Below are 26,166 nucleotides of genomic sequence, written 5' to 3'. Positions count from 1 at the left end.
GCCTGCGATCGACGAAGCGCCCGGCCGTCGGCCGGCCGCTTCTCATTGGGGCGATGGTGGACCGGGGCTCCTAGTACGCGCTCCAGCCGCCGTCGATGGTGAGGGTCTCGCCGTTGATGAAGCCGGCCTGGTCGGAGGCCAGGAACACCGCGGCGGCGGAAATCTCCTCGGGGGTGCCGGAGCGGGTGGCGCCGGCGTAGCCGGTCGTCGCCTTCGCCATGCCGCGCTCGCTGGGCTGGCGCATCCCGACGCCGATGTTGGTCTGCGTGTTGCCGGGGCAGATGGCGTTGCAGCGGATGCCGGTGTCGGCGTACATGAACGCCACGTTCTTCGTCAGGCCCACCACGGCGAATTTCGAGGCCGTGTAGGCGCAGCCTCCTCGTCCGGCGCACAGGCCCGACAGCGACGCGGTGTTGATGATGACGCCGCCTTCGCCGCGCTCCATGAAGTAGCGGACGGCTTTGCGCGTGCCGTACATGACGCTGTTCAGGTTCACCTTCATGAGACGCTCCCATACGTCGTCGTCCATCTCGGCGATGGGCAGCAGGTTGTCCATGATGCCGGCGTTGTTCACGATGATGTCCATCTGCCCGAACGTCTGGACGGCGCGGTCGACCATGCCCTCCACGTCGTCTCGGCTCGACACGTCCACCTTGACGACGTCCAGCTTGTCTCCGTACTCGGCCAGCTCCTGCTTGAGCGCGGCGAGAGCCTCCTCGTTGAGGTCGGCGGCCAGACAGCTTGCGCCCGCCTCCAGGAAGCGTTGGACGATGCTCTTGCCGATGCCGGAAGCGCCTCCGGTGATGACGGCGGTCTGACCTGCGAGAACGGGGTTGTGGCGTGCTTCTGACATGGCGATGGCTCCTTTTCGCGATCGGGAAATCATGCACGAAGCGTACCATGCGCGCCGGGTCGCGCTGAACCGGTTCCGCGGCGAAAGGCCTGTTCGGCGCTGAACGCGGGGCTCGCGCGACACGAGCGGCGCGAAAACGTTTTCCAGCGGCGCTGGCGCCGGGCATCTTCGCTCCAAAAACACGCCTCGGAGACTGAGGCGTGTTTTTGGAGCGAAGATGCGTTTCCGCATGCCGAGTCCGGCTTCGCGGCGTTCGCTCCTTGTGAAGTTTCCCTCCCGGCGCATGTCGCCCTCTGCGGTTGCGGTAGACTGATCGCACTATGATTTCGATACCCTACCTCATATGCTCCATTCTGAGCTTCGTGCCCGCCATCGTGTGCCACGAGGCGTGCCACGGCTTCGCCGCCTACAAGCTGGGCGATCCCACGGCCAAGCGCGCGGGACGGCTGTCGTTCAACCCGCTCAAGCACATCGACCCCTTCGGCACGGTCATCATGCCGCTTCTGCTCATGGCCATGAACATGCCGGTGTTCGGCTACGCGAAGCCGGTGCCGTACAACCCAGCCTACTTCAAGGACCCGCGCAAGGGCGACCTCATCGTGGGCCTCGCCGGGCCTGCGGCCAACCTCGTGCTGGCCGTCCTGGGCGCAGTCGTGTACACGCTCGTCATGCTCGTGCTGCCGGTGAGCGCGCTGGCGCAGAACGACGTCTTCTACTACTTCCTCACGTTGTTCCTTCCCATGTTTTCGCTCATCAACCTGTACCTCATGTTCTTCAACCTGCTGCCCATCCCGCCGCTGGACGGCTCGTCCATCTTCGCGTTCTTCCTGCCGCAGAAGTATCTGCCGCAGTATTACAAAGTGCAGCGCTACGCGATGCCGGTGTTCCTCATCGTGGTGCTCCTCGTGCCGTACGTGCTGCATTTCAATCCTATCGGCATCTATCTGGACGCGACGGCCGGCAACGTGTTCGACCTGCTGTTCTCCTTTGGCAGGTAGCAGGGCGGCTCCATGTCGTACAAGGTTCGCATAGACAGCTTCGAGGGGCCGTTCGACCTTTTGCTGTACCTGGTTAGCCGGCAGAAGGTGGATATCGGCGCTATCTCCATCACGCAGATCGCCGACCAGTACCTTGCCGAGGTGTCGCGCATGGACAACCTCGATCTCGACGTGGCAAGCGACTTTCTGTTGGTGGCTTCCACGCTGCTGGAGATCAAGGCCGAAAGCCTGCTGCCGCGCGAGCGCGACGCGGTGGCCGAAGAGTTCGAGGAGCTGGCGCCAAGCGAGGCGCGCGACATCCTCGTTGAGCGCCTGCTGGCCTACAAGCAGTACAAGAACGCTGCCAGCGCGCTGCACATGCGCTTCGTGTCCGAGGGACGCATGCATCCGCGCCCGTTCGGGCCCGACGCGTGCTTCCTGAACCTCATGCCTGACTACCTGAAGGACGTCACGATGGACGGCCTGGCGCTGCTGGCCGCCCGCGCCTTCGCGCGCCGCGACGTGTTCCTGCTGGAATCGGAGCACATCGCTGCGAAGCCCATCCCCGTGGAGGTGCACGTGCGTGCCATCCACCAGCGCATCCAGAACAAGAAGACGCTGCGCTTCTCGGAACTGGTGGACGAGCGCACGCCGGTGCCGGTGGTGGTGGTGACGTTCCTGGCTGTGCTCGAGCTGTACAAGCGCGCCATGGTGAAGATCGAGCAGGCCGAGCTGTTCGGCGATATCGACATACGCTACATCGAAGGGTCGGGCGAGCTCGTGCTCACGGGCGATGACTCGCTGACCTCGGTGGAGGAGGGGTAGGATCCATGTTCCAAGGCTTGCAGGACAACCAGTTGAAGGGCGCGATCGAAGCCATGCTGTTCGTCACGGACGAGCCGGTGGGCACCATCGCGTTGGCCGACATGCTGGAGGTGGAGCCTGGCCAGGCGGAACGCGCGCTCGTGGAGCTGCGGGATCAGCTGGAAGACGAGAACCGCGGCATCCAGTTGCGCGAGGTGGCCGGCGGCTGGCGGCTGTACACGCACCCCGCCTACCACGAGCTCATCGAGCGCTACGTGCTGTCGTGGGACACGCGCAAGCTGTCGCAGGCGGCCATGGAGACGCTTGCCATCGTAGCGTACCTGCAGCCGGTGACGCGCTCGGGCGTGGCCTCGGTGCGCGGCGTGAACTCGGACAGCTCCATCAACTCGCTCGTTGAGAAGGGGCTCGTGCGCGAGGCGGGCGTAGCCGACGCGCCCGGCAACCCCACGCTCTACGCCACCACGCGCGCGTTCTTGGAGAAGTTCGGCCTGCGCTCGACGGCCGACCTGCCCGACCTCGACCAGTTCGCGCCCGACGACGACACGCGCGCGTTCATACGCGAGCGCCTGAGCGCAACGCGCGAGGACGCGTTTGTCGCCGATGACGCGCGCCTGGACGGCGATGAGGCCGATCCTCTGGACGGCGTGCGCTTCGAGCTGGACGACGAAGGACCGGGGAGCATCGCGGAAAGTCCGCGCGAGGAAGCAGCCTCCGACGCGGCTCAGCAGATGCTCGCCGAGGCTATGGCCAGCGGGTTCGGCCTCGTGGAGAAGATCGACTTCGACAACCTGACGTTCGAGACGGACGATGAGTAGGCTTTCCGCGCTCGGCGCCGTGCGTCTTGCGTCGTCGTCTCGAACGACGGGTTTCCGAAGATCGGAGGCGGGAGGTGAGCGACATGGGAGAGGTATCCGATTGCGAGAGCCGCATCGTTCCCATGCGGTTGCAGAAGTTCCTTGCTCGGGCGGGGGCGGCTAGCCGGCGGGGGTCGGAGAACCTTATGACGGCGGGGCGCGTGACCGTGAACGGCAAGGTGGTGACCGAGCTGGGAAGCAAGGTGGATCCGCTCGTGGACGAGGTAGCGGTGGACGGCGCGGTCGTGCGCTTGGCCGACGGGCCCGTCACCATCATGTTGCACAAGCCGGCCGGGTTCGTCACCACCATGTCCGATCCGCAGGGACGGCGTACCGTGGCCGAGCTCGTGCCGACCGAGCGCTATCCGGGGCTGTTCCCCATCGGGCGGCTGGACTTCGATACGACGGGCCTGCTGCTGTTCTCCACCGACGGCGAGCTGGGCAACGGCCTGCTGCATCCGAAGCATCATGTGACGAAGCGCTACCTGGCCTGCGTCGAGGGTCGTCCGACCGAGCGCGATCTGGCGCTTCTGCGGCGCGGCATCGAGCTGGACGACGGCCCGACGCAGCCGGCCGACGTGCGCATGGTGGAGGGCGGGGCGGCTCGCCATGCCGAGCGTCTGCTGGAGATTCCCGCCGCCGTGCCGCCGCGCTCCTCGAAGGAGTATGCGGCCGTGTGCGAAGGGCGCGCGACGCGGCGCTCTATCGTGCGCTTGGGCATCCGCGAAGGTCGCAAGCGCCAGGTGAAGCGCATGCTGGCCGCCGTCGGCCATCCGGTGCTGGCGCTTCATCGCGATTCGTTCGGCCCGCTCGATCTGGGCGATCTGCCGCGCGGGGCGTGGCGCGCGCTCGATGCCGAAGAAGTGGCGGCGCTCCACCAGGCCATCGGACGTGCCGAATAATGCTAGAATGAAACCCGCAGGAGACCGCGCAGCGGGAGCCTGCGGAACACGGAATGAACCCCTATGCTAGAAAGGCGCTCCCGTTTCATGGCACACCAGCATACAACGCAACCTGATCAGGCGTTTCGCCGTATAGCGGTGGTAGGTTTCGGACTGGTGGGCGCCTCGTTCGCCGCCGCTGTGCGCGCGGCGTATCCCGACACGCGGGTGCTGGCTGTCGACATCGACGAACGCACGCTGGCCGAAGCCGTCGAGCGCGGCTGGGCCACGGACGGCGCGCTGCCGGACGATCCTGCGTTCGAACGCTTCGTCGGCGACGGCTGCGACCTTGTGGTGCTCGCCACGCCCGTCGGCGCGGCGGAGCGCTACTTCGAAGACCTCGCGCGGTGGGACTATCGCGGCATCGTCACGGACACCGCCTCCACGAAGGCGCGCATCACGGCTTTGGCCGAGCGCGTCCTGCCGCATCCCGAGAACTTCGTGCCCGGGCATCCCATGGCCGGCTCCGAGGTGAACGGCATCGAAGGCGCGCGACCCGACCTGTTCAAGGGCGCGCACTGGATCCTCTGTCCCGACGCCGACACGCCCGCCGAGCACTTCCCGCGCCTGCACGAGCTGGTCACCTCCATCGGCGCGCGCGTCATCGCGCTGCCGCGCGAGGACCACGACGAGGCGGTGGCCGTGGTCAGCCACGTGCCGCATATCATGGCGTCCTCGCTCGTGCAGCTGGCCAGCCGCCACGCCGACGACCAGCAGGCGCTCATGCGCCTGGCCGCCGGAGGCTTCAAGGACTCCACGCGCATCGCGGCCGGTTCGCCCGAGCTGTGGTGCGGCATCGCCTTCGACAACAAGGACGCGCTGTCCGACGGGCTCGACGAGATCCAGGGCATCATCGGCGCGTTCGCCGACGCGCTGGCATCCGACGACCGCGCCGCGCTCACTGTGCTGCTGGCCGACGCGGCGGCCGCGCGCCGCGCGCTGCCGGCTGCCTGGGTGCCCTCGACGGAGCGTCTGCTGGAAGTGCGCATCCCCATGGAGGACCGTCCGGGCGTCGTGGCCGAGGTGACCACCGTCACCAGCTCGGTGGGGTGCAACATCCAATCCATCGAGATCGACCACGTCACGGAGGACAGCGCCGTGCTCAGCCTCGTGCTCACCGACGAGGGTGATATCGGCCAGCTGTCCGCCCAGCTCATCAACGCAGGATTTTCAGTATCGTTCAGTCCCTTGACGGCAAAGGAGCATACCCATGTCGCATGAAGCAAACGCCACCGTCGTCAACCCGCTGCCGGCGCCCCTGCGCGGCTCGGCCTCGGTCCCGGGCGACAAGTCCATATCGCACCGCGCCGTGCTGTTCGCCGCCATGGCCGAGGGCACCTCGCGGCTTTCGGGCGTGCTCGACTCCGAGGACGTGCGCTCGTCCATCAGGGCCGTAGGCCAGCTGGGCGCGCAGGTGTCGCTCGAGAAGCAGCCCGACGGCAGCTTGGCGGGAGGCGTCACGGGGTGGGGCGCCGCCGGCCCCTCGCAGCCCGAGGCTCCCATCGACTGCGGCAACTCCGGCACCACGGTGCGCCTGCTCATGGGCGTGCTGGCGCCGTGGAACGTGCGCGTGGAGCTGACGGGCGACGACTCGCTACAGCGCCGTCCCATGCGCCGCATCACCGCGCCGCTCATGAAGATGGGCGCGCGCTTCGAGCCCGAAGGGCGCGAGACGCTGCCGCTCACGGTGTGCGGCTCCGAGGGCCTGCGCGCGATAACCTACGACGCCCCCATGGCGTCGGCCCAGCTCAAAACCGCGGTGCTGCTGGCCGGCGTGTATGCGCGGGGCACGACGACGCTCAACGAGCCCTCGCCCTCGCGCAACCATACCGAGCTCATGCTGCCCGAATTCGGCGTGACCACCACAGCGGCCGACCGCACGGCCAGCGTGACGGGTCCCGCTGCGCTTCGGGCCTGCGAGGTGCAGGTGCCGGGCGATCCGTCTTCGGCGGCGTTCCTCGTCTGCGCTGCCGTGTTGAAGCCCGACAGCTCCATCCAGGTGGAGAACGTCAGCTTGAACACCGCGCGCATCGGATTCACGCGCACGCTCGAGCGCATGGGCGCCGATATCAGCGTGCGTCACACGGGAGCGGCGGGCAAGGAGCCCTACGGCATCGTTTCGGCGTGCTACACGCCGAACCTGCATGGGTGCGAGGTGCCAGCCGACAAGATCGCCACCATCGTCGACGAAGTGCCGGTGTTGGCGCTCGTGGCGGCTCACGCGCGCGGCGTCACCGTGTTCCGCGAGGTCAGCGAGTTGCGCGTGAAAGAGACCGACCGCCTGGCCGCCATCGTGGAGGGGCTTGAGACTCTCGGCGTGGACGCGTGGATCGACGGCAACGACCTGTTCGTGGAAGGCCAGCCGGGCTTGCAAGTGCCCGTCGGCGCCGCATTCGACTCGAAGAACGACCACCGTCTGGCCATGACCTGGGCGCTCGCCGGCCTGTGCGGCAACGCTCCCGTCGAAGTGGAGAACTTCGACTCCGTGAAAATCAGCTATCCGCAGTTCCTCACCGATATCGAAAGGTTGGCACGATGATCATTGCCATCGACGGCCCCAGCGGGGCCGGCAAGTCCACGGTCGCGAAGGCCGTCGCCCGCGAGCTGGGCTTCTCCTGCCTCGACACGGGCGCGATGTACCGCGCCGTCGCCTGGCGGGCGTTGCAGGACGGGGTTCCCTTCGACGACGACGAAGCGCTCGGCCGCCTCGCACGCGCCCACGACATCGCCTTCGCGCACGAGGAGGGCGAGCCGGTTCCGCGCCGCGTTTCCATCGGCGGCATCGACGTGACCGATGCCATCCGCACGGCCGAGATCGACCGCGCCGTGAGCCCCGTGTCGGCCGCGCCCTCCGTGCGCGCGGCGCTCGTTGAGCAGCAGCAGCGCATCGGCCGCGCGGGCGACTACGTGGTGGAGGGCCGCGACATCGGCACCACCGTGTTCCCCGAGGCTCCGGTGAAGGTGTTCCTCACCGCATCGGCTGAGGAGCGCGCGCATCGCCGCGTGCGCCAGAACGTCGACCGCGGCGTGGGCTCCGTCGACTACGACGAGGTGCTCACCGACATCCGCCGTCGCGATGATCAGGACTCCTCGCGCGCCACCTCGCCTTTGCGCCCGGCCGACGATGCCGTGCGCCTGGATTCCACCGGCCGCTACATCGAAGAGGTCATCGAGGACATTTGCGCGCTCGCCCGCGAGAAGGGCGCGCGATGAGCCTGTTCCTCCCGTACGAGAAGATGTGGGACATGCCGCTGGGCGGCACGTCCGACGAGAAGCAGGTGCCGCACTGGGCCGGCAACCTCATCTGGGGCTTCTTGGCTTTCGTGTTCAAGATCTGCTTCCGCTACCGGGTCGACCACCGCGAGAGTTTGCGCGGTTTCAAGGACAAGACCGGGGTGGTGGTCGTCGGCAACCATACGTCGTTCCTCGACGTGGCGTTCATGTACCTGGCCGGACGGCCCTCGCAGTGGGTGCGCTTCCTCGGACGCGAGAACCTGTTCGGCAACGCGCACGGCCTGGTGGGCCAGGTGCTGTCGCGCGTGGGCGCGTTTCCCATCAAGCGCGACGCGGCCGACCGCACCGCCATCAAGCGCGCCACGCGCATGCTGAAGAGCAACGAGATCGTGGGGATCATGCCCGAGGGAACCCGTCGCGGCAAAAGCGATCGCACGCCCGAGCTGCACTCGGGAGCCGCGTTCATCGCGAAGATGGGGCACGCGCCCATCCTTCCCATGACCGTGCGCAACGCCGAGCACGTGAAGCACAAGGGCGAGCGCTTCCGTTTCCCGAAGATCACCATCGAGTACGGCAACCCCGTCCTCGTCGAGGACTTCGACTTCCTGCCGAAGGAAGACCGCTTGGACGGCTGCTCGTGGTACGCCATGCGCGAGTGCTTCGCGCTGTCGCTGAACGTGCCGCGCGAGCAGGTGGACATGCCGGCGCTGTTCCCCGGCGGCAAGGACTTCACGGCCGTGTTCGCCGAGCATCCCGTCCCGCATCATACGACGGCCGAGGTCGTCGCCGGCATCGAGGCCAAGGCAGCCGCGAAGGCGGCGAAGGCGGCGAAGGTTCAGGAGGTCGCATGAGAGTGGTGAAGGCAAGCTACGCCGGGGCGTGCTACGGCGTGCAGCGCGCGCTCGACATGGCCGTCGAGGCCAGCGCCAGCGGCGAGGGCGCATCCACGTTGGGTCCGCTCATCCACAATCCGCAGGTGGTGGCCGAACTGGCGGCGCGCGGCATCCGCGCGGTCGACGGCCCCGAGAACGTCGAGCGCGGCTCGGTGATCATCCGCAGTCACGGCGTGACCCCCGCGGTGCGCCGGGCGGTGGAAGAACGCGATCTGCCCCTCATCGACGCCACGTGCCCGCACGTCGCCCGCGCGCAGAAGGCCGCCGCCGATCTCGCACGCCGCTGCGGCCGCGTCGTGGTGGTGGGGGAGGAGGGCCATCCCGAGGTGGAAGGCCTCGTAGCCTACGCGCGCGAAGCGGGGGGCGAGGTGTTCGTGGTCGCCGCCCCGGGCGACCTGCCTGCGAGCATCGAGGCGCCGGTGGGCATCGTCGTGCAGACGACGCAAACCCGCGAGGCGCTGGACGCGGTGGTCGAGGCGCTCGCCGCGCGCGGCATCCGGCCCGAGGTGAAGAACACCATCTGCTTCGCTACGCGCCAGCGCCAGGAATCGGCCGCGGCGCTCGCCGACGAGGTGGACGCCATCGTGGTCATCGGCGGCCGCAACTCGTCGAACACCACGCGCCTGGCCGACATCTGCGCCGCCGCGTGCCCGCGCACCCACCACGTGGAGGCGCCCGAGGAGCTGGATCCCTCCTGGTTCGTCGGCTGCGAGAGCGTCGGCGTCACCGCCGGAGCCTCCACTCCCGAAGACCAGATAGCCGCCATCGTGGAGCGTCTGGAGGCGCTGTGAGCGCGGATGCCGGAGCGCGTCCGATGCCGCCGGTGTACCCGTCGGGCGATATCGATCGCGAGGCGGCGGCCAGGCAGCGCGGCGGATGCGGCGCGCGGTGCGAGGCGCCGCGGGCGCTCGTGAGCGCCGTCGCGCCCGGCAGCCCGGCCGACGACGCGGGGTTCGAGCCCGGTTGCTACGTGACCACGGTGGACGGCAGGCCCGTGCGCGACCTCATCGACTGGCGCTGGCTTGCGGCCGACGACGTCATGGAGCTGGGCTACGTCGATCTCGACGGCGACGAGGGCGTCGTGGAACTGGAGCGCGAGGAGGGCGAGGACTGGGGCTTCGAGTTCGAAGGCGTCGTGTTCGACGGCGTGAGGCAATGCCGCAACGCCTGCACGTTCTGTTTCATGCGCCAGCTGCCCGACGATATGCGCTCCTCGCTCACCTTGCGCGACGACGATTTTCGCCTGAGCTTTCTCGCGGGCACCTTCGTCACGTTCACCAACCTGAAGCCCGAAGACGAACGGCGCATCGTCGAGCAGCGCATATCGCCTCTGCGCCTGTCGCTGCACGTGGCGGATCCGGAGGTGCGCCGACGCATGATCGGCAAGCACGCGCAGCACGGCATCGACGTGCTGGAGCGGCTGCTGGAAGCGGGCATCGAGTTCCACGCCCAGATCGTGCTCGTGCCCGACCAGAACGACGGCGCCGTGCTGGAAGACACGCTTGCCTGGGCGTACGCGCGCCCCGGCATTCTCGACGTGTGCATCGTGCCGCTGGGATTCACGAAGCACCAGAGCGTCTTCGACCGCAGCTTCAACGACCCCGTGTCGTCGCGCGCGGTGATGGACCTCGTCATTCCGTTCCAGCGGCGCGCTCTGGCCGAGCGCGGCAGCATGTGGGCCTTCCCGGCCGACGAGTTCTACCATAACGCCTACGGCCCCGAGCTGTTGCGGAACCTGCCGCCGTCGGAGCACTACGGCGACTTCGGCATGTTCGAGGACGGCGTGGGCATCATCTGCTCGTTCGTTGACGACTGGAAAAGGGCAGAGCGCGCGGGGCTCGTCGAGCGTTGCGCCGCGGCTCTGCGCGCCGCCGACGCGCGCGTCCACTACGTGGCCGGCTGCGCGACGCGCCACTTCCTGGGCCCGCTCATCGATGCGAGCCCGCTCAAGGGGCTGCTGATCCCGCTGTTCGTGAAGAACGAGTTCTTCGGCGGCAACGTGGACGTGACGGGGCTTCTATGCGGCTGCGACATGGCCGATGCCGTGCGTGCCGAGCGCGAGCGCGGCTTGCAGCTGGCGCTCATCCCGCGCGTCGTGTTCAACGACGACGCGGTAACGCTCGATGACATGAGTTTGGAGGATATGGAAAAGCGGGCGGGCGCGCGCATGTCCGTGGTATCCTGTAACGCATCGGATTATCTCCTCGAGATCATCCACCTGGTCGGACGAACCGATCCGACCTCCTGACCGCATCAATCGAAGCAATCTGCGAGGTAGCAATATGCCTTTACCCATCGTCGCGGTGGTCGGACGGCCGAACGTCGGCAAGTCCACCTTCGTCAACCGCATAGCCCAGGCCGACGAGGCCATCGTCCACGAGATGCGCGGCGTCACGCGCGACCGCTCCTACCATGAGGCCGACTGGAACGGCGTCGACTTCAAGCTCATCGATACCGGCGGCATCGAGATGGGCGATGACGACGCCTTCCAGGGCTCCATCCGCAATCAAGCGCTGGCCGGCGCGAACGAGGCGGACGTCATCCTGTTCCTCGTGGACGGCAAGACCGGGGTCAACGCCGACGACGAGGCCGTTGCGCGCATCCTGCGCAAGACGTCCAAGCCCGTGTTCCTCGTGGTGAACAAGCTGGACACCCCGAACCGCATGGACGAGGTGTGGGAGTTCTACCAGCTAGGCCTGGGCGATCCGTGGCCGGTCTCGGCCATGCACGGCCACGGGACGGGCGACCTCTTGGACGAGGTCGTGAACGAGCTGAAGAAGGTGGACCTGCCCGCCGACGCCGACGAGGAAGACGGCATCAACGTGGCCATCATCGGCCGCCCGAACGCCGGCAAGTCGTCGCTCACGAACAAGCTCACCGCCAACGACCGCTCCATCGTCTCCGACGTGGCGGGCACCACGCGCGACGCCATCGACACCCATATCGTCCACGACGGCCAGCGCTACACCATCGTGGATACCGCGGGCCTGCGCCGCAAGAGCCAGATCGACGAGGACGTGGAGTACTACGGCTTCGTGCGCGCCATGCGAGCCATCGACCGCGCCAACGTTGCGCTGCTGGTCATAGACTCCACGCTGGGCCTCACCGATCAGGATCAACGCGTCGCCGGTTTCGCGGCCGAGCGCGGCTGCGCCATGGTCATCGTGCTGAACAAATGGGATCTCATCGAGGGGCCTGAGGCGAAGGCCGAGATCCGCGAGCGCATCGCCGACCGTCTCACGTTCGTAGGCTATGCTCCGGTCATCGCCATCTCGGCGCTCACGGGCAAGAAGGTCGATCGCATCTGGGACGCCGTGAACGCGGCCTATGAGAACTACAGTCAGACCATCCCCACGAACCGCCTGAACACGTGGCTCGCAGGCATCCGAGAGTTCGGCCACACGGTGAGCAAGGGCAAGGCGGTGCTGCGCATGAAGTACGTCACGCAGACGGCTACGTGTCCGCCGCAGTTCACGTTCTTCGCGAACCGCCCCGACCTCGTGGACGACAACTTCGAGCGCTACCTCGAGAACCGTCTGCGCGAGAACTTCGAGCTCGTGGGTACGCCCATCAGGATCAAGTTCAAGAAGAAGGATTAAAGGACCATGGGGGATTTGCTGGTTGCGGCCGGCCTGTTCGTCGCCGCGTTTCTGTTGGGATCCATTCCCTTCGGGCTGATCATCTCGAAGGTGTTCTACCATACCGACCTGCGCGAGCACGGCAGCGGCAATATCGGCACCACCAACGCCATCCGCACGATGGGCAAGGTAGGCGGCTACGCCGTGTTCGTTCTGGACTTCGGCAAGGGTCTGCTGTCAGGCGTTCTGGCCTGGGCGTTCAGCTCGTGGTTCCTGCCAGGGGGCGGCTTCGAACCCGGTGCGCTGGTCACGTACGACACCATGCTGGCCGTGGCGTTCCTCGGCTGCGTGTGGGGGCATATCTTCTGCCCGTGGCTGGGCTTCAAGGGCGGCAAGGGCATCGCGGTGGCCGTGGGCTGCCTGTTCGTGACGTTCGGTTGGATCGGCGCCTGCCTCGAGCTGCTCATCTTCATCGTGCTGGTTGCAACCACGAAGCGCGTGTCCATTGGCTCCATCGCGGCGGCTGCGGCCTGCCCGTTCTTCGCGCTGTACTTCTTCTGGGGCGATTGGCTGGCCTGGCTGTTCTGCACCGTCGCGGGCCTGACCGTGGTCTGGGCGCACCGCGAGAACATCAAGCGTCTGCGAGCCGGCACCGAAAGCAGGATCGGCGACAAGGGCAAGAAGAAGGAAGCGTAGGGAGCTCACATGAAGATCGCGGTTATCGGGGCGGGGTCGTGGGGGACGGCACTCGCGCAGCTGCTGGCATGCAACGGCAACGAGGTGGGGCTGTGGGCCCGCAAGCCCGAGGTGGTGGAGGCCGTCAACGCCTCGCATGCGAACCCGCGCTACCTGAGCGAGGTGGAGCTTTCCTGGTGCATCGTGGCCACGACCTCCTACGAGGAGGCCTTGGCGGGCGCGCAGGCCGCCGTCATCGTGACGCCGTCGAGCGTCATGCGCGACGTGGCCGGCGTGCTGGCCGAGGCGGTGGACGACGATTTCCCGGTGATCATCTGCTCGAAGGGCGTCGAGGAGGGAAGCGGCCTGCTGCCCGTGGAGGTGTTCGAGGCCGAGATGGGCAACGCGAGCCGCCTGGCCGTGCTGTCGGGGCCGAATTTCGCCGCGGAGGTTATCCGGGGCATCCCGTCGGGCACCGTCATCGCCAGCTCCAACGAGGAGACTGCAGCGTTCTTCCAGCAGCTGTTCGCGTCCGAGACGTTCCGCACCTACGTCAGCGACGACGTGTGCGGCGTGGAGCTGTGCGCGGCGTTCAAGAACGTGATAGCCATCGCCGTGGGCGTGTCCTACGGCCTGGGGTACGGCGACAACACGGCTGCCATGCTCATGACGCGCGGCTTGGCCGAGATGAGCCGCCTCGTCGTGCGCTGCGGCGGGCAGGCCATCACCTGCATGGGGCTGGCCGGCACGGGCGACCTCGTGGCCACGTGCACCTCCGAGCATTCGCGCAACCGTCGTTTCGGCAAGCTTCTGGCCGAAGGCGGCACGCTCGAGGAGTTCGCCGCGCAGACGCACATGGTCGCCGAAGGGGCGCTCGCGTGCAAGACGCTCAAGACCCTGGCCGACTGCTACGACGTGGAGCTTCCCATCACCGACGTCGTGCGCAGCATCGCCTGGGAGGGCGCCGACCCTCACGATGTGGCCAAGACCCTCACCAACCGTCCGCTCACCACCGAGTTCTACGGGCTCTAGCGCGTCAATCCACGCCGAGGCAACAAGGCGTTGACCGGGGGTTCACCGAACGCGCGAGCGTATTGTCGCACGGCCGCAGCGCGGGTACTCTAGTCCTTGCCAACCGAAAGGGCGGCTTTGACAATCTATCCGAGCGCCCGTCGTCTCGTCTCTCGTGTGAACCCCCCCCCCTCTCTCTCACTCTCTCAAACCTTCGACGGGCCGTGAGCATGCGCACCTTCCCCCTTCTCCTCTGTGCGCACTGCATAGCCTCCCTCGGGTCCCCCCAACCCAAGGGAGGCTTTTTTACGCCCGCTCTTCGGCTTCCAAGTACTTCGACGCGTCCACGCCGAGCTTCGCCAGCTTCACGGCGCCGACCCATGGGGCGCCCGCGGAAGCGACGAGGCCCGGCTTGTAGGCGAGCATCGTCACGGTAGCATCGGCGGCGAACGTCGGCCGCGCCGCGGCTCCGGTTTGCGCCGAGAGGCCGCTGGGGACGTCTGCAGCCACGGCGAACGGGGCGTCCTTGGCCTTCGCAGGCAGCGAGCGCCGCGGCCGTTCGTGCTCGCCTCGCTCGTGCGTGCGCTTGCGATGCCGCCCGCGGCCCTTGCCGCGCTTCCCCTCGAAGCGCCGGCGGTTGGCGGCCCGTATCCACCCGGCGTACGGCTCGCGTACCTCGCCGCCGGAGAAACCGGTGCCCAGCAGCGCGTCCACCACGGCCTCGGCTTCGTCGACGGCATCGGCCAGCACGTCGGCGTCGGGCGCGATGAGCACGGACAGCGGAAGGCAGTCCTCGGCGGCTCGGGCGAACGTTTCCAGCGCCGTGGAACGCGCCGGTTCAGCATGCAGGCGCTCGGCCAGGTCGGGGGCGACCAGCGTCACGGGGTAGCCGGCCTCCGCCAGCACGCGGGCCGCCACCCACCCGTCGCCGCCGTTGTTGCCCGATCCCGAAAGCACCACGACCGGCGCCGGGTCGGGCACCCAGGCGCGCACCTCGTCGGCCACGGCACGCCCCGCCCGGTCCATGAGCTCGGCAAGGGGCGTGCCGTCCTCGGCCACGGCACGCTCGAGCGCGGCCACCTCGTCGACGTCGAGCACGCCGCGGCGCTCGCGCGCCAGCTCCACGCCGGCCTCCGTCATGACGCGCGTTCCCGACAGCACGCCGTTCAGCATGACGAACGGCCGCTTCCTCGCGCCGGCTCGCGCGGCGCGCACGGCCAGCGACACGGCCCAGGCCGTCATGAAGGCCGTCCACGCCCCCACGACGGCCGCCCGGTGCTCGGCGGCGAACGCCGCAAGGGCGTTCATCTCGCCGACCTGTGCCGCGTCGAGATCCAGCACGCCGAACAGCAGCGCGAACGGCGCCCAGCCGAACAACGCCAACAGCCCGTAACGTGCGAGGTACTGGTACCAGCGCGCCGGGGTCGCGTCCGTCCTCACGATGCGCAGCCTCAGCAGCTTCTGCGCCAGCGTCTGCCCGCGGGTGAGTGCGGGAGCCAGCGCGAAGAACGCTGCGAACGATACCGCGTCCGCGGCCTGCACCGCCGTGCCCCAGCTCGCGCCGGCGGCCTCGACGGCTGCGCGAGCGCCCAGCGCTTCGGCTGCGGCCGTCGCCGCCCCGGCCGCAGCCAGGGCGATCGCCAGATCGATGAAGAACGACAGCGCGCGCTTCGTCACGCTGGCGCGCATGCCCGCCTCGCGCGCCTCCTCGTTCACGAGCCGGATGTCGGGCAGCACGCGCATCGCGGGCCCAACCGTCCAGAATCCGATCATCGCTCCCAGCGTGTTCAGCATGAGGTCGTCGACGTCGAACAGGCGGTACGGATGCTCGTAGAGGCCCCAGAGCCCGGTGAGCTGGGTCGTCTCGAACGACAGCGTCACCAGAAAACCGATGGCGAGCGTCTGCCACCACGTGCGGCGGAAATAGTAGCGCAGGTACATGCCCAGCGGCACCAGCAGCAGCACGTTGAAGAACGCCTCGTAGACGTACGGGTCGCGCAGCGCGGCCAGCCAGGTGGACGGATCGCTCGGCGAGAACGTCGTTTCGGCCAGGAACCCGTGCACGAAGTTGAACGGCACGAGCTGCGGCGTCTGCGCGTAGGGCACGACGGCCGAGCGGTCTTCGGGCAACGGCAGCAGCACGAGGAAGTACGCGCATAAGAGGTAGAACGCGAACGAGTACACCACGAGCGTGCGCAGCCAGGGTATGGAGCCGAACCTGCGGTACTGGTAGATCATGTAGGGAAGGGTGATGAAGAAGGCGATCAGCGGAAACGAGAGCGCGGCGAACAGGATGTTGGAGACGTAGACGTTCATGCGGGCAAGCGCCTTTCGGGTATAGGTCGGGAAGCGGGAAGCGGGGGAGAGGTCAGCTGCCTTCGCCCGCGCTCGCGCGCTCCAAGGCCAACAGCGCGCCGCGCAGCCGTGCGTTCGCGCCGAGGGGCGCGCCGCCTGCTCCCACGATGCGGTGATCGGGCACGAGCACCGCCAGCGGGTTCTTGTGCACGGCGTTGCCCACCGCGCGGTACGACGACGGCTTGTCCAGAAGGGCGGCGACGTCGGCGGTGGTGAGCGTCTCCCCGTAAGGGATGCGTTCCAGCTCGCGCCACACGGCCAGTTGGAACGGGGTGCCTGCGGGTGCCAAGGGCACGTCGAACGCGCGTCTTTTTCCGGCGAAGTACTCCAGCAGCTCGGTGGCCGTGCGGTTCGCCAGCTCGCTCGGGCGTCGCTCGCCCGGAAGCGGTGCGTCGCCGAAGACGACCCGGGTGACGCCGCGATCGCTCGTGGCGATGGTGACGAGGCCGTGCGGCGTCCGATATGCGTAATGCGTGCCAACGCGTGCAGCCATGGAGCCTTCTTCCAGAGGGGAATCCCATTATAATGCAGCGCGCCGCATCGCGGGGAGGCGGTCGGCCCCTCGCCGTCATCATGTTGTTTTCCTCCATCGCTCGGGGCAACGTCGCAGCGGGAGCGGACCTTGCGCTAGAATGGGCGCAACGACGATGAGGAAGGACACGAGCATGTTCGAACCGGTGAAAATAGCGCCATCCATCCTGTCGGCCGACTTCATGCATCTCGGTCGCGACATCGAGCTGATCGAGAAGGCGGGCGCAGGATACGTCCACGTCGACGTCATGGACGGCCATTTCGTGCCGAACCTCACGATGGGCGTGCCCGTCGTCAAGCAGCTGAAGAAGGCCACGAGGCTGCCGCTCGACGTGCATCTCATGATAGCGAACCCGCTGGAGCAGCTGCCTTGGTTCCTCGATGCAGGAGCGGACTCGGTGACCGTGCACGCCGAGGCGCTCAACGCCGACGGGCTGGCGCGCGCCGTCGCGGCCATTCATGCGGCGGGGGCGAAGGCGGCCGTCAGCGTCAAGCCCCGCACGGCGGTCGGCGCGCTGGCGCCGGTGCTTGCCGATCTGGACATGGTGCTGGTCATGAGCGTAGAGCCGGGATTCTCCGGGCAGAGCTACATCGAGGGCAGCGAGGCTAAGGTGGCGCGCATCGCCGAGATGGCGCGTGCGGTGGGCGCCTCTCCGCTCATCCAGGTGGACGGCGGCATCGGGGAGGTCACGGCTCCTATCGTGGCCGCAGCCGGAGCCGACGTGCTCGTGTGCGGAAACGCCGTTTTCGCGGCCGAGGATCCTGCCGCCGCGCTCGCGGCGGTGCAGGCGGCGGCCGAGGAGGCGCGCCTGGCGGCGCTGGCCGTGTCGAAGGAGGCGTAAGCGCAATGGCGTCCGTGCCGAACGACTACGTGTACCTCGACTACGCCGCGACGGCGCCCTTGTGCGAGGAGGCTGCCGAGGCCATGGCTCCTTATCAGGTGCCCGGCCGCGCGAACCTCGCGGTCGGCGGCAACGCGAATTCGCTCCACGGGCCCGGCCGTGCCGCGTTCGCCGCGCTCGAGGAAGCGCGCCGATCCATCGCGCGCGACCTCGGCGCGCGTCGTCCCGACGAGATCGTGTTCACCAGCGGCGCCACCGAGGCCGACGACGCGGCTCTGCTGGGCATCGCGCAGGCCGCCGCGGACGAGCGCCGTCGGCGCGGAGCAGGGGATTTCGTCCCGCACGTCGTGGTCACCGCGGTCGAGCACGACGCTGTGCTGGCGCCCGCGAAGCGTCTGGAATCGCAGGGTTTCCGCGTCACGCGGCTCGCCCCGAACCGTCAGGGCTTCATCGAGGAGCGCGCGTTGGAGGCGGCGCTCGACGCCGATACGGTGCTCGTGTCGGTGCAGGCCGCCAACAGCGAAGTCGGCAGCATCCAGCCCATCGCCGATCTCGCCCGTGTCGCGCACGATCATGCCGCGCTGTTCCACACCGATGCCGTGCAGGCGCTGGGGAAAGCTCGCGTGAACCTGCAGGAGCTCGACGTGGACGCCGCGTCCTTCTCGGCTCACAAGGTGGGCGGCCCCAAAGGCGTCGGCGCGCTGTACCTGCGCGCCCGCACGCCGTTTCATGCCTACGCTATCGGCGGCGGCCAGGAAGGAGGCCGGCGCAGCGGCACGCAGAACGTGGCCGGCATCGTCGGGTTCGCGGCAGCCGTGCATGCGGCGACCGCGATGCAGGAGGCGGAGGCGGCTCGCCTGCGGGTTCTGCGCGACAGGCTGTACGAGCGGCTGGGCGCCATCGACGCGGTGGAGGCCACCGTGGACGCTGCGCCGGGCAGCGAGGATTTCCTTCCGAACATCGTGCATGTGCTGGTGGACGGTTTGGAAAGCGAAACGCTCATCCTTCGCTTCGACATGCAGGGCTTCGGCGTGTCGGGCGGGTCTGCCTGCTCGTCGCACTCGCTGGAACCCAGCCACGTGCTGCGTTCCCTCGGCATCGACGCCGACCGCGCGCACGGCGCCCTGCGCATCTCGATGGGGCGCTACACCGACGAAGCCGATGTCGAAGCCTTCGCGGTCGCCATGGAGAAGAGCCTGAACTGGAACTGAGGATCGAGGACGCGCGAGCTTGATCGCGTCGATGAGCGTCGAGGAGCGCTGAGCCTATGGAATTGATCACCACGCACACCCACACCTGCTTCACCAACCACGGTGAGGGCACGGTGGAAGAGCTCGTGTCCGCCGCCGTCGCGGCGGGCGTCTCCACCATCGCGGTCACCGAGCACTATCCGATGACCGCGACGTTCGACCCCGACCGCTACCTGTCGATGCCGGCCGAGCGGATGGGGGAGTACCTGGCCGCCGTCGAGGCCGCGCGCGAGGCGCATCCCGAGATCGAGGTGCTGGTCGGCTGCGAGATGGACTGGCTGGGAGACGACGAGGACCGCGTCATCACGGCGGAGGACGTCGCGCCGTTCCAGCTGATCTTGGGCTCGGTGCATCTCGTCGACCGCTGGCCTTTCGACGACCCCGCCCAGCGCGGCCGCTGGGACGAGGTGGGCGCCGACCCCATCTGGCGGCGCTACTTCGAGGTATGGTGCGAGGCCGTGTCCTCCGACGCGCCCTTCCACGTGATGTCGCATCCCGACCTGGCGAAGAAGTTCGGCTTCTATCCCAGCTTCGACCCGCAGCCGCTGTACGAGCAGGCTGCCGAGGCTTGCGCCGCGGCGGGGCGCATGGTGGAGGTGAACACGTCGGGATCCTACTACGCCTGCAAGGAGATGTTCCCCGCGCCGGCGCTGCTGGCCGCGTTCTGCCGCGCCGGCGTTCCCTGCACGGTAGGCACCGACGCGCATGTGCCCGCCAACGTCGCGCGCGACATCGAGAAAGCCTATCGCCTTATGTACGAGGCGGGTTATAGAACGGTAACGGTCCCGACAGCCGACGGCGACCGTCGGGCCATCGCTATCGAGTAACGTGGGATCGAAAGTCTAGTTCGAACACGAGCGAAGGAGCCGCGCCATGGTTGCAGCGAAGAAGAACCAGAAGGATTCCAAGGGTCGGGAAGGTTTGGCGCGCCGTGCGTCGGGGTTGCTTTCCAAGCCTGTCACGGCGGTCACCACCGGCGCGCTCGAGCGCGCGCTGTTGGCCGAGTTCCCGGCTGCCGACGCCGAGCCGTGGGATCGCACCGGCATGTCGGTGGGCGATCCGGCGCGCCTGATCACGGGTGTGGCCGTCGCGCTCGACCCGACGGTCGAAGCTATTGAGGCGGCTGCGAACATGGGTGCGAACGTGCTGGTCACTCATCATCCGGCGTTCCTCGCGCCGCCCGTCTCCTTCATGCCGGCCTCCTCGGTGGCGGCCAATCCGGGCGCGGGCGTGTGGCGCGCGGTCGAGCGCGGCGTATCCATCCTGTCGTACCATACGGCGCTCGACGTGAGCGTGCGGGCGCAACGCGTGCTGCCCGGCATGCTGAGCCTGACGTTTCAGCAGGTGCTCGATCCCATTCCCGGGTCGCGCGAGAAGGGCTACGGTCAGCTGTGCACCCTCGGCGAGGACGACGGGCTCACGCTGGGACAGCTGGCCGCGCGCTGCACCTCGGTGTTCGGCCGGGCGCCGCGCGTATGGGGCGACTTCCCTCGCGAGCTCGACCGCGTGGTCACCTGCACGGGGTCGGCTGGCGATCTGGGCCGCGCGTGTCTGCGGGCGCAGGTGGACTGCCTCGTGTGCGGCGAGATCAAGTACCATGATGCGCTCGAGCTCTCCCAGGCGGGCTTGGCCGTCGTCGATCTCGGTCATGACACCAGCGAGCTGCCGCTCGCAGCCGTGCTGGCTGCTGCGGTGGAAAACGCAGGAATTCCCGGTGATCTGGTGACGGTGCTCGATCAGGGAGATAACTGGTCGTACCCTGAAACGGTACGGGTATAATGCTAAGGAGCGTCGCAGCGGCGGCGCTCCGTTCGAACAAAGGATGCGCATGCACGTAGACACCGACGATCTTGCCACGCTGCTGAAGATGCAGCATCTCGACCTGGAAGCCATGCGCGACAAGAAGAAGCTTGAAGAGCTTCCCCAGCGCGCCGTCATCCTGGAAGCGCGCTCGAAGAAGAAGGCGATCGAGCAGAAGCGAGCCCAGCTCGACGCGCTCCATGCGAAAGCCGACGCGCAGCTTTCGCGTATCGACGACGAGGATCGCTCGCTTTCCGAGAAGCAGCGTCAGGTGCAGAGCGAGATCGACGCGGTGCGCGGCGACTACCGCGGCGTGGAGGCGCGCACGAAGGAGCTCAACGGCTTCGCGAAGCGCCGCAACACGCTGGAAGCCGACCTGACCGCCGTCGGCGACGAGCTGGCGAAGATCGAAGGCGTGCAGGCGCAGGTGGCATCGGCGTTAGAGAGCTTGGAGCGCCAGGAGGCCGAGGCCACGGCGGCGTTCGTGAAGGAAGGCGGCGCGCTCAAAGACGCGCTCGCGCGCATCGAGGCCGAACGAGCGATGCTGGCGTCCTCGTTGCCCGCCGACCTGCTTGACGCCTATAAGAAAACGGCCGCGCGCACGGGCGGCGTGGCCGTGGGACGCTTGCAAGGCTCGAATTGCGGCGTGTGCCGCATGGCCATCGAGGGCGGCCGCCTCATCGACATGAAGGGCCAGGGCAACGTGGCTCCGTGCCCTCAGTGCGGAAGGCTGCTCATCCTGGAGTAGGGGATACGGCGCGGGCTCTGCTCGCGCCCATCGAGAGAACAACAAAAAGCCCGCGCGAGCGGGCTTTTCAATGTCGGCTTGTTGGCCGGCCTCATCGGCCGGCGGACGTGCTATGCGCGCTCGACCTTGCCGGCCTTCATGCACTTCGTGCAGACGTTGGCCTTGCGGACGTGACCCTCTTTGTCCTTGATGGTCACGCGCTGAATGTTCGGACGGAACCAGCGGTTCGTCACGCGGTGCGAGTGGCTGACGTTGCGTCCTGCGCTCGGCGCCTTACCGCAAACTTCACAAATCTTCGACATCGTTCATCACTCCATGTACGTTGGGTACTCATCGGCAAAAACCGTTGATGACAAAAAAGCCCTCACACTATAGCACATAAACGAAAAGGGTTACAAGAATTTTTCGTGTAGTATACTTTCGCCTGCTACCAGGCGCGCCGCACAGCGGCAAGCCCTTGCGCTATACTGCGTTAGCAGGTTTTTTGTCGTGCGCGGCACCCCCGCGCCGTGAAAGGAATGCCATGAACGATACGATAGCGGGCAACCTCCACGTTGCCAATGACGTACTGGCCGACATGGTCGGCAATGCAGCGCTCGAGTGCTACGGCGTCGTGGGCATGGCCGCCCCGAACGCCGCCGACGGCATCGCGAAGATCCTCCCCGCGTCCCGCCTGCGCCGCGGCGTGGTGGTCACCACTACGGAGGTCGGCGTGCACGTGGAGCTGTACGTCGTCATCGAGTACGGCACGAACATCAACACGGTGTCGCAGAACCTCGTCGACCAAGTGACGTTCGCGTTGAGCGAGTACGCTCGCGTTCCGCTCGACGGCGTCGAGGTGCACGTGCAGGGCGTGAAGGTGCGCAAGTAGCGCGTCCTCCCTGCCATGATGAGCCGCTGCCCGCCCGGAGAGAGGGGCGAAGGCGCTCTGCGGCATAACGTTTAAGGAGAATAGATCAGCATGCCAGAACCCTATACCGCGAACGACCTGCTCAACGCCATCGCCGTCGCGAGCAAGACCCTGAGCGAGCGCAAGGACGAGATTAACCGTCTGAACGTGTTCCCGGTGCCCGACGGCGACACGGGCACGAACATGTCGCTGACGCTGGAGACGGTCGTCGAGAACCTGGCCAACCTGCCCATCGGAGCGGCCGGCGCGGAAATTCGCAAGGCGATCACGACCGGCGCGCTCATGGGCGCACGCGGAAACTCCGGTGTCATTACCTCGCAAATTTTGCGCGGCCTGTGCGAGGGCAGCGTAGGCCATGACGAGCTGAACGCCGACAGCATCGACGCGGCGTTCGCGAAATCGCAGGAAGTGGCGTTCCAGGCCGTCCGCAAGCCGGTCGAGGGCACCATCCTCACCGTGCTGCGCGACAGCGCCGCCGCCGCGAAGCACGCCCGTAAGAAGAAGATGGGCTGCGACGAGGCGCTGGCCTACGTGGTGGAGGAGGCCTACGCCTCCGTGCAGCGCACGCCCGACCTGCTGCCCGTGCTCAAGGAGAACGGCGTGGTGGACGCGGGCGGCTTCGGCCTGGCCATCTTCTTCGACGCGTTCGTCTCAGCGCTGCTGGGCAAGGAAGGCCCCATGGTGGACGAGCTGGCGTTCGCGCGCGGCACGGCGCCGAAGGTGGAGATCGAGCAGATCAACGACTGGGAGGGGTCGGCGTACCGCTACTGCACCGAGTTCCTCGTGCATTCCGACACGGTGGACGTGGACGCGGCCAAGGACTTCCTGCCCACGATGGGCGACTGCGACCTCATGGTGGGCATGCACCCCAACTTCAAGGTGCACGTGCACTCGAACCGCCCCGACCAGGTGCTGGGCTGGTTCCTCACGCACGATGCGCAGATCTCCGAGGTGCACATCCACAACATGCAGCAGCAGAGCGCCGCGCGCACCGACGCGCTGGCCGCCGAGCAGGGGGAGGCGCCCAAGCCGCTCGGATTCGTGGCCGTGGCCGCGGGCGAGGGCAACGCGAAGATCCTCAAGAGCCTGGGCGTGGACGTGGTGGTGTCCGGCGGGCAGACCATGAACCCGTCCACGAAGGACCTGCTTGATGCGGCGGGTCAGGTGAACGCCGACGCCGTCATCATCCTGCCCAACAACAAGAACATCATCATGGCCGCCCAGAGCGCCTGCGAGCTGGCCGAGACGCCGTGCGCCGTGGTTCCCACGAGAAGCGTGCCCGAGGCGTTTGCCGCCCTGTTCGGTTTCGACGAGGGCGCCAGCCTCGAAGAGAACGTCGAGTCGATGACCGAGGCCTACGCCGATGTGAAGACCGGCGAGGTGACCGTGGCAATCAAGGATTCCAAGGACGCGCACGACAACCCCATCAAGGAGGGCGACGTCATCGGCATCGCCGACGGGGCCATCGAGGCCGTGGGCTCCACGACCGAGGACGTGGTCATGGCGCTGCTCGGCACGATGGAGGCCGAAGACGCCGACACGCTCACCATCCTGGCGGGCGAGGATATGGGGGATGACGCCTTCGACGCGCTGATCGCGCGCATCGAGGATGCCTACGACGACCTCGAGATCGACGCCCACCGCGGCGACCAGCCCTTGTACCCGGTGGTCATGTCCGTTGAATAACGACCGGCCCGACAGACTTGCAGCAACGCTCGCGCTCGACGAATCGGTCGGGCGCGTTCGTTTGGTGAGCCCGGCGCGCGCTCGCGCGCTCGACGGGCTCGGCATCCGCACGGTGCGCGACCTGGCCACGCACTTCCCGCGGCGCTACATCGACCTCTCGCGCAAGGCAACCGTGGCCGCTGGGGTCATCGGCGAGCAGTGCACCGTCGAAGGCGCGGTGCACGAGATCAAGCTCAAGAAGCCCAAGCCGCGCCTCACGCTCGTTGAGCTGTCGCTCGTGGACGGCACGGGCGTGCTCATGGTGACGTGCTTTCGTCAGCCATGGCTCATGGACCAGGTGAAGCCCGGCATGCGCATCGCGGTGGCGGGCAAGCTGGAATTCAACTACGGCTTCAAGCGCATGACGAACCCGTATCTGGAAGTCCTCGACGGCGAAGGGGCGGCCGAGGGCATGATCATCCCCGTGCATCCCGCTTGCGAGAAGATATCCGCTGCGTGGATGCGACGGCTCGTGGGAAACGCGTTGGAGGCCGTATGCGGGCTGCATGATCCGCTGCCGCTCGAGCTGCGTGCGAAGTACCGCCTGATGAGCCGCGGCGCGGCGCTGTCGTGCATCCACTTCCCGCATGCGATGGACGAAGTGGCCGAGGCGCGCCGCCGCCTCGTGTACGAGGAGCTGCTGCTGCTCGAGCTGATGCTCATGCGCGAGTCGCGCGAGCGCACGGACGGGTGCGAACCGGTCGTCCACGCGGTGGACGGGCCGCGCATGGCGGCGCTCGCCGAGGCGGTGCCCTTCCGGCTTACCGACGAGCAGGAGGAGGCCAAGCGCGACATCCTCGCCGCCCTCGCTGCGCCGCAAACGGCGAACCACCTGCTGCTGGGCGACGTGGGCACCGGCAAGACCGTCGTCGCCGCCTTCGCGCTCGCGGCGGCCGCGGACACGGGTGCGCAGGCTCTGCTCATGGCTCCCACCGAGGTGCTCGCGCGCCAGCACGGCAAGAGTCTGGGGCCGCTGTTCGATGCCGCCGGCATCTCCTGGGCGGTGCTGACCGGCTCCACGCCCTCGGCCGAACGCGAGGCCGTCCTCGCGCGCGTGGCGGAGGGCTCGGTGGACGTGCTCATCGGCACGCACGCGCTGCTCGAGGACGATGTGGCGCCCAGGCGGCTCAGCCTCGTGGTCATCGACGAGCAGCAGCGCTTCGGCGTGGAGCAGCGCGCCAAGCTGCTGGCGAAGGGCGATGCGCCCGACGCGCTGTACCTCACGGCCACGCCCATCCCGCGCTCGCTGGCGCTGGCGCTGTTCGGCAACCTGACCTTGTCCTACCTCAAGCACCGACCGCACGACGCGGCGCAGCGCGCCACGTTCGTGCATCAGAAGGCCGACCGCGGCCATGCCTACGACGCCGCCCGCGCGGCGCTCGCGCGCGGCGAGCAGGTGTACGTGGTGTGCCCCCTCATCGGCCAGGATAGCGGCGAGCGCGACGCGAAGGCGGCGGACGGCGGAAGCGGCGGACGGCGGCGCGAGGCGGACGAGGAGGCCTACGAGTACGCCGCCATCAGCATCGAGACCGACGACGACCTGGAGGGCGACGACGTGGCGGCCGCCGCGAAAGAGGCGTCCTACTTGCAGGGAACCGTGTTCGCCGATTATCGGGTCGAGCTTTTGCACGGGCGCATGCCCGCTTCCGAGAAGCAGGCCGTCATGCAGCGCTTCCGCGACAACGAGACGCAAGTGCTCGTGGCCACGACGGTTATCGAGGTGGGCGTGGACGTGCCCAACGCCACGGTCATGATCGTTGAAGACGCCGACCGCTTCGGATTGTCGCAGCTGCACCAGCTGCGCGGCCGCGTCGGCCGCGGCGAGAAAGCCGCCGAGGTGCATCTCGTGTCGGCCTCGAAGTCCGACGCCGCCCTTACGCGCCTGTCCGCGATGGTCGACACCGACGACGGCTTCGAGCTGGCCAGCTACGACTTGTCGCTGCGCCGCGAGGGCGATATCCTGGGCAACCGGCAGCACGGCGCGTCGGGCCTCAAGCTGGTGAACGTCATGCGCGACGGCGCGGTGATCGAGGCCGCGCACGCCGACGCGGCGGCCATCCTGGAAGAGGATCCGAACCTGGAACTGCCCGCGCACCGCGCGCTTGCGCGCGAGGTGCGCATCGTGTACGCCAACGACCACGTGGCGCAAGGAGGCTGATACGCA

25 protein-coding genes are annotated in these 26,166 nt (G+C 67.7%); 21 read left to right on the top strand and 4 right to left on the bottom strand.

Annotated elements, in window-relative coordinates; all coding sequences use genetic code 11:
- Positions 1-70 precede the first annotated feature (70 nt).
- On the bottom strand, positions 71-853 hold the full coding sequence (locus GT590_RS06245; protein ID WP_161170954.1) for a glucose 1-dehydrogenase: 783 nt from the start codon (positions 851-853) through the stop codon (positions 71-73).
- 320 nt (positions 854-1,173) lie between these two features.
- On the opposite strand from GT590_RS06245, the gene GT590_RS06240 reads away from it, so the two are divergent.
- From GT590_RS06240 to GT590_RS06180, 13 genes are all read left to right on the top strand, one after another.
- Positions 1,174-1,851, top strand: coding sequence for a site-2 protease family protein (locus GT590_RS06240; RefSeq protein WP_009304545.1), 678 nt, complete (start codon positions 1,174-1,176; stop codon positions 1,849-1,851).
- A gap of 12 nt (positions 1,852-1,863) precedes the next feature.
- Positions 1,864-2,655 (top strand): ScpA family protein, encoded by a 792-nt coding sequence (locus GT590_RS06235; protein WP_009304544.1) that lies wholly within the window; start codon positions 1,864-1,866, stop codon positions 2,653-2,655.
- A 5-nt stretch (positions 2,656-2,660) separates the two neighbouring features.
- Entirely contained in the window at positions 2,661-3,470 is an 810-nt protein-coding gene (gene scpB / locus GT590_RS06230) for an SMC-Scp complex subunit ScpB (protein WP_086414640.1), read from the top strand.
- 83 nt (positions 3,471-3,553) lie between these two features.
- On the top strand, positions 3,554-4,411 hold the full coding sequence (locus tag GT590_RS06225) for a pseudouridine synthase (protein ID WP_114557368.1): 858 nt from the start codon (positions 3,554-3,556) through the stop codon (positions 4,409-4,411).
- A gap of 87 nt (positions 4,412-4,498) precedes the next feature.
- Complete coding sequence (locus tag GT590_RS06220; protein WP_114519643.1) at positions 4,499-5,671, top strand: prephenate dehydrogenase/arogenate dehydrogenase family protein; 1,173 nt, start codon at positions 4,499-4,501, stop codon at positions 5,669-5,671.
- Complete coding sequence (gene aroA, locus GT590_RS06215) at positions 5,661-6,989, top strand: 3-phosphoshikimate 1-carboxyvinyltransferase (RefSeq protein WP_009608319.1); 1,329 nt, start codon at positions 5,661-5,663, stop codon at positions 6,987-6,989. Before GT590_RS06220 ends, aroA begins: the two co-directional genes overlap by 11 nt.
- Complete coding sequence (gene cmk, locus GT590_RS06210) at positions 6,986-7,663, top strand: (d)CMP kinase (RefSeq protein WP_009304539.1); 678 nt, start codon at positions 6,986-6,988, stop codon at positions 7,661-7,663. The genes aroA and cmk overlap by 4 nt, the downstream gene beginning before the upstream one ends.
- Entirely contained in the window at positions 7,660-8,535 is an 876-nt protein-coding gene (locus tag GT590_RS06205; protein ID WP_086414639.1) for a 1-acyl-sn-glycerol-3-phosphate acyltransferase, read from the top strand. Before cmk ends, GT590_RS06205 begins: the two co-directional genes overlap by 4 nt.
- On the top strand, positions 8,532-9,368 hold the full coding sequence (ispH, locus tag GT590_RS06200) for a 4-hydroxy-3-methylbut-2-enyl diphosphate reductase (RefSeq protein ID WP_086414638.1): 837 nt from the start codon (positions 8,532-8,534) through the stop codon (positions 9,366-9,368). The genes GT590_RS06205 and ispH overlap by 4 nt, the downstream gene beginning before the upstream one ends.
- Positions 9,365-10,825 carry a DUF512 domain-containing protein gene (locus GT590_RS06195; protein WP_227100876.1) on the top strand — a complete coding sequence of 487 codons (1,461 nt, stop codon included), beginning with the start codon at positions 9,365-9,367 and terminating at the stop codon, positions 10,823-10,825. The genes ispH and GT590_RS06195 overlap by 4 nt, the downstream gene beginning before the upstream one ends.
- Before the next feature lie 34 nt (positions 10,826-10,859).
- Positions 10,860-12,176, top strand: coding sequence for a ribosome biogenesis GTPase Der (gene der / locus GT590_RS06190; RefSeq protein ID WP_009304535.1), 1,317 nt, complete (start codon positions 10,860-10,862; stop codon positions 12,174-12,176).
- A 6-nt stretch (positions 12,177-12,182) separates the two neighbouring features.
- On the top strand, positions 12,183-12,851 hold the full coding sequence (plsY, locus tag GT590_RS06185; RefSeq protein WP_114519646.1) for a glycerol-3-phosphate 1-O-acyltransferase PlsY: 669 nt from the start codon (positions 12,183-12,185) through the stop codon (positions 12,849-12,851).
- A 9-nt stretch (positions 12,852-12,860) separates the two neighbouring features.
- A complete protein-coding gene (locus GT590_RS06180) occupies positions 12,861-13,862 on the top strand; it encodes an NAD(P)H-dependent glycerol-3-phosphate dehydrogenase (RefSeq protein ID WP_114519647.1) in 1,002 nt (333 codons plus the stop codon).
- A gap of 285 nt (positions 13,863-14,147) precedes the next feature.
- Here GT590_RS06180 and GT590_RS06175 read toward each other — a convergent pair whose 3' ends face one another.
- Together GT590_RS06175 and GT590_RS06170 are read right to left on the bottom strand one after the other, a co-directional pair.
- Complete coding sequence (locus tag GT590_RS06175) at positions 14,148-16,157, bottom strand: NAD(P)H-hydrate epimerase (protein WP_114519648.1); 2,010 nt, start codon at positions 16,155-16,157, stop codon at positions 14,148-14,150.
- 52 nt (positions 16,158-16,209) lie between these two features.
- A complete protein-coding gene (locus GT590_RS06170) occupies positions 16,210-16,689 on the bottom strand; it encodes a methylated-DNA--[protein]-cysteine S-methyltransferase (protein ID WP_009304530.1) in 480 nt (159 codons plus the stop codon).
- Positions 16,690-16,861: 172 nt separating this feature from the next.
- Between GT590_RS06170 and rpe the strand changes: the two genes are divergently transcribed.
- Genes rpe through GT590_RS06145 form a run of 5 tightly spaced genes read left to right on the top strand, consistent with a single transcriptional unit; the run spans position 16,862 to position 21,367 of the window.
- The gene (gene rpe / locus GT590_RS06165) at positions 16,862-17,569 is read left to right on the top strand and encodes a ribulose-phosphate 3-epimerase (RefSeq protein ID WP_114519649.1); all 708 of its coding nucleotides are present in this window, start codon (positions 16,862-16,864) and stop codon (positions 17,567-17,569) included.
- A gap of 5 nt (positions 17,570-17,574) precedes the next feature.
- Complete coding sequence (locus tag GT590_RS06160) at positions 17,575-18,780, top strand: cysteine desulfurase family protein (protein ID WP_114519650.1); 1,206 nt, start codon at positions 17,575-17,577, stop codon at positions 18,778-18,780.
- Between the two features lie 56 nt (positions 18,781-18,836).
- Positions 18,837-19,646: a histidinol-phosphatase HisJ family protein gene (locus tag GT590_RS06155; protein ID WP_114519651.1), complete on the top strand. Its 810-nt coding sequence runs from the start codon at positions 18,837-18,839 to the stop codon at positions 19,644-19,646.
- A gap of 46 nt (positions 19,647-19,692) precedes the next feature.
- Complete coding sequence (locus tag GT590_RS06150; protein ID WP_114519652.1) at positions 19,693-20,598, top strand: Nif3-like dinuclear metal center hexameric protein; 906 nt, start codon at positions 19,693-19,695, stop codon at positions 20,596-20,598.
- A gap of 49 nt (positions 20,599-20,647) precedes the next feature.
- The gene (locus GT590_RS06145) at positions 20,648-21,367 is read left to right on the top strand and encodes a zinc ribbon domain-containing protein (RefSeq protein WP_009608302.1); all 720 of its coding nucleotides are present in this window, start codon (positions 20,648-20,650) and stop codon (positions 21,365-21,367) included.
- A 110-nt stretch (positions 21,368-21,477) separates the two neighbouring features.
- Here GT590_RS06145 and rpmB read toward each other — a convergent pair whose 3' ends face one another.
- Entirely contained in the window at positions 21,478-21,669 is a 192-nt protein-coding gene (gene rpmB / locus GT590_RS06140; RefSeq protein ID WP_009304520.1) for a 50S ribosomal protein L28, read from the bottom strand.
- Between the two features lie 221 nt (positions 21,670-21,890).
- On the opposite strand from rpmB, the gene GT590_RS06135 reads away from it, so the two are divergent.
- The 3 genes from GT590_RS06135 (at position 21,891) to GT590_RS06125 (ending at position 26,160) form a co-directional block, all read left to right on the top strand.
- Positions 21,891-22,238: an Asp23/Gls24 family envelope stress response protein gene (locus GT590_RS06135; protein ID WP_009304519.1), complete on the top strand. Its 348-nt coding sequence runs from the start codon at positions 21,891-21,893 to the stop codon at positions 22,236-22,238.
- Positions 22,239-22,328: 90 nt separating this feature from the next.
- Positions 22,329-23,963: a DAK2 domain-containing protein gene (locus GT590_RS06130; RefSeq protein ID WP_009304518.1), complete on the top strand. Its 1,635-nt coding sequence runs from the start codon at positions 22,329-22,331 to the stop codon at positions 23,961-23,963.
- Positions 23,956-26,160, top strand: coding sequence for an ATP-dependent DNA helicase RecG (locus GT590_RS06125; RefSeq protein WP_009304517.1), 2,205 nt, complete (start codon positions 23,956-23,958; stop codon positions 26,158-26,160). The genes GT590_RS06130 and GT590_RS06125 overlap by 8 nt, the downstream gene beginning before the upstream one ends.
- The last annotated feature ends 6 nt before the right edge of the window (positions 26,161-26,166 follow it).

The sequence above is a fragment of the Eggerthella sp. BIOML-A1 genome (assembly GCF_009875595.1).
Classification (GTDB): Bacteria; Actinomycetota; Coriobacteriia; order Coriobacteriales; family Eggerthellaceae; genus Eggerthella; species Eggerthella lenta.
This window is presented reverse-complemented; position numbering and strand designations above follow the sequence as displayed.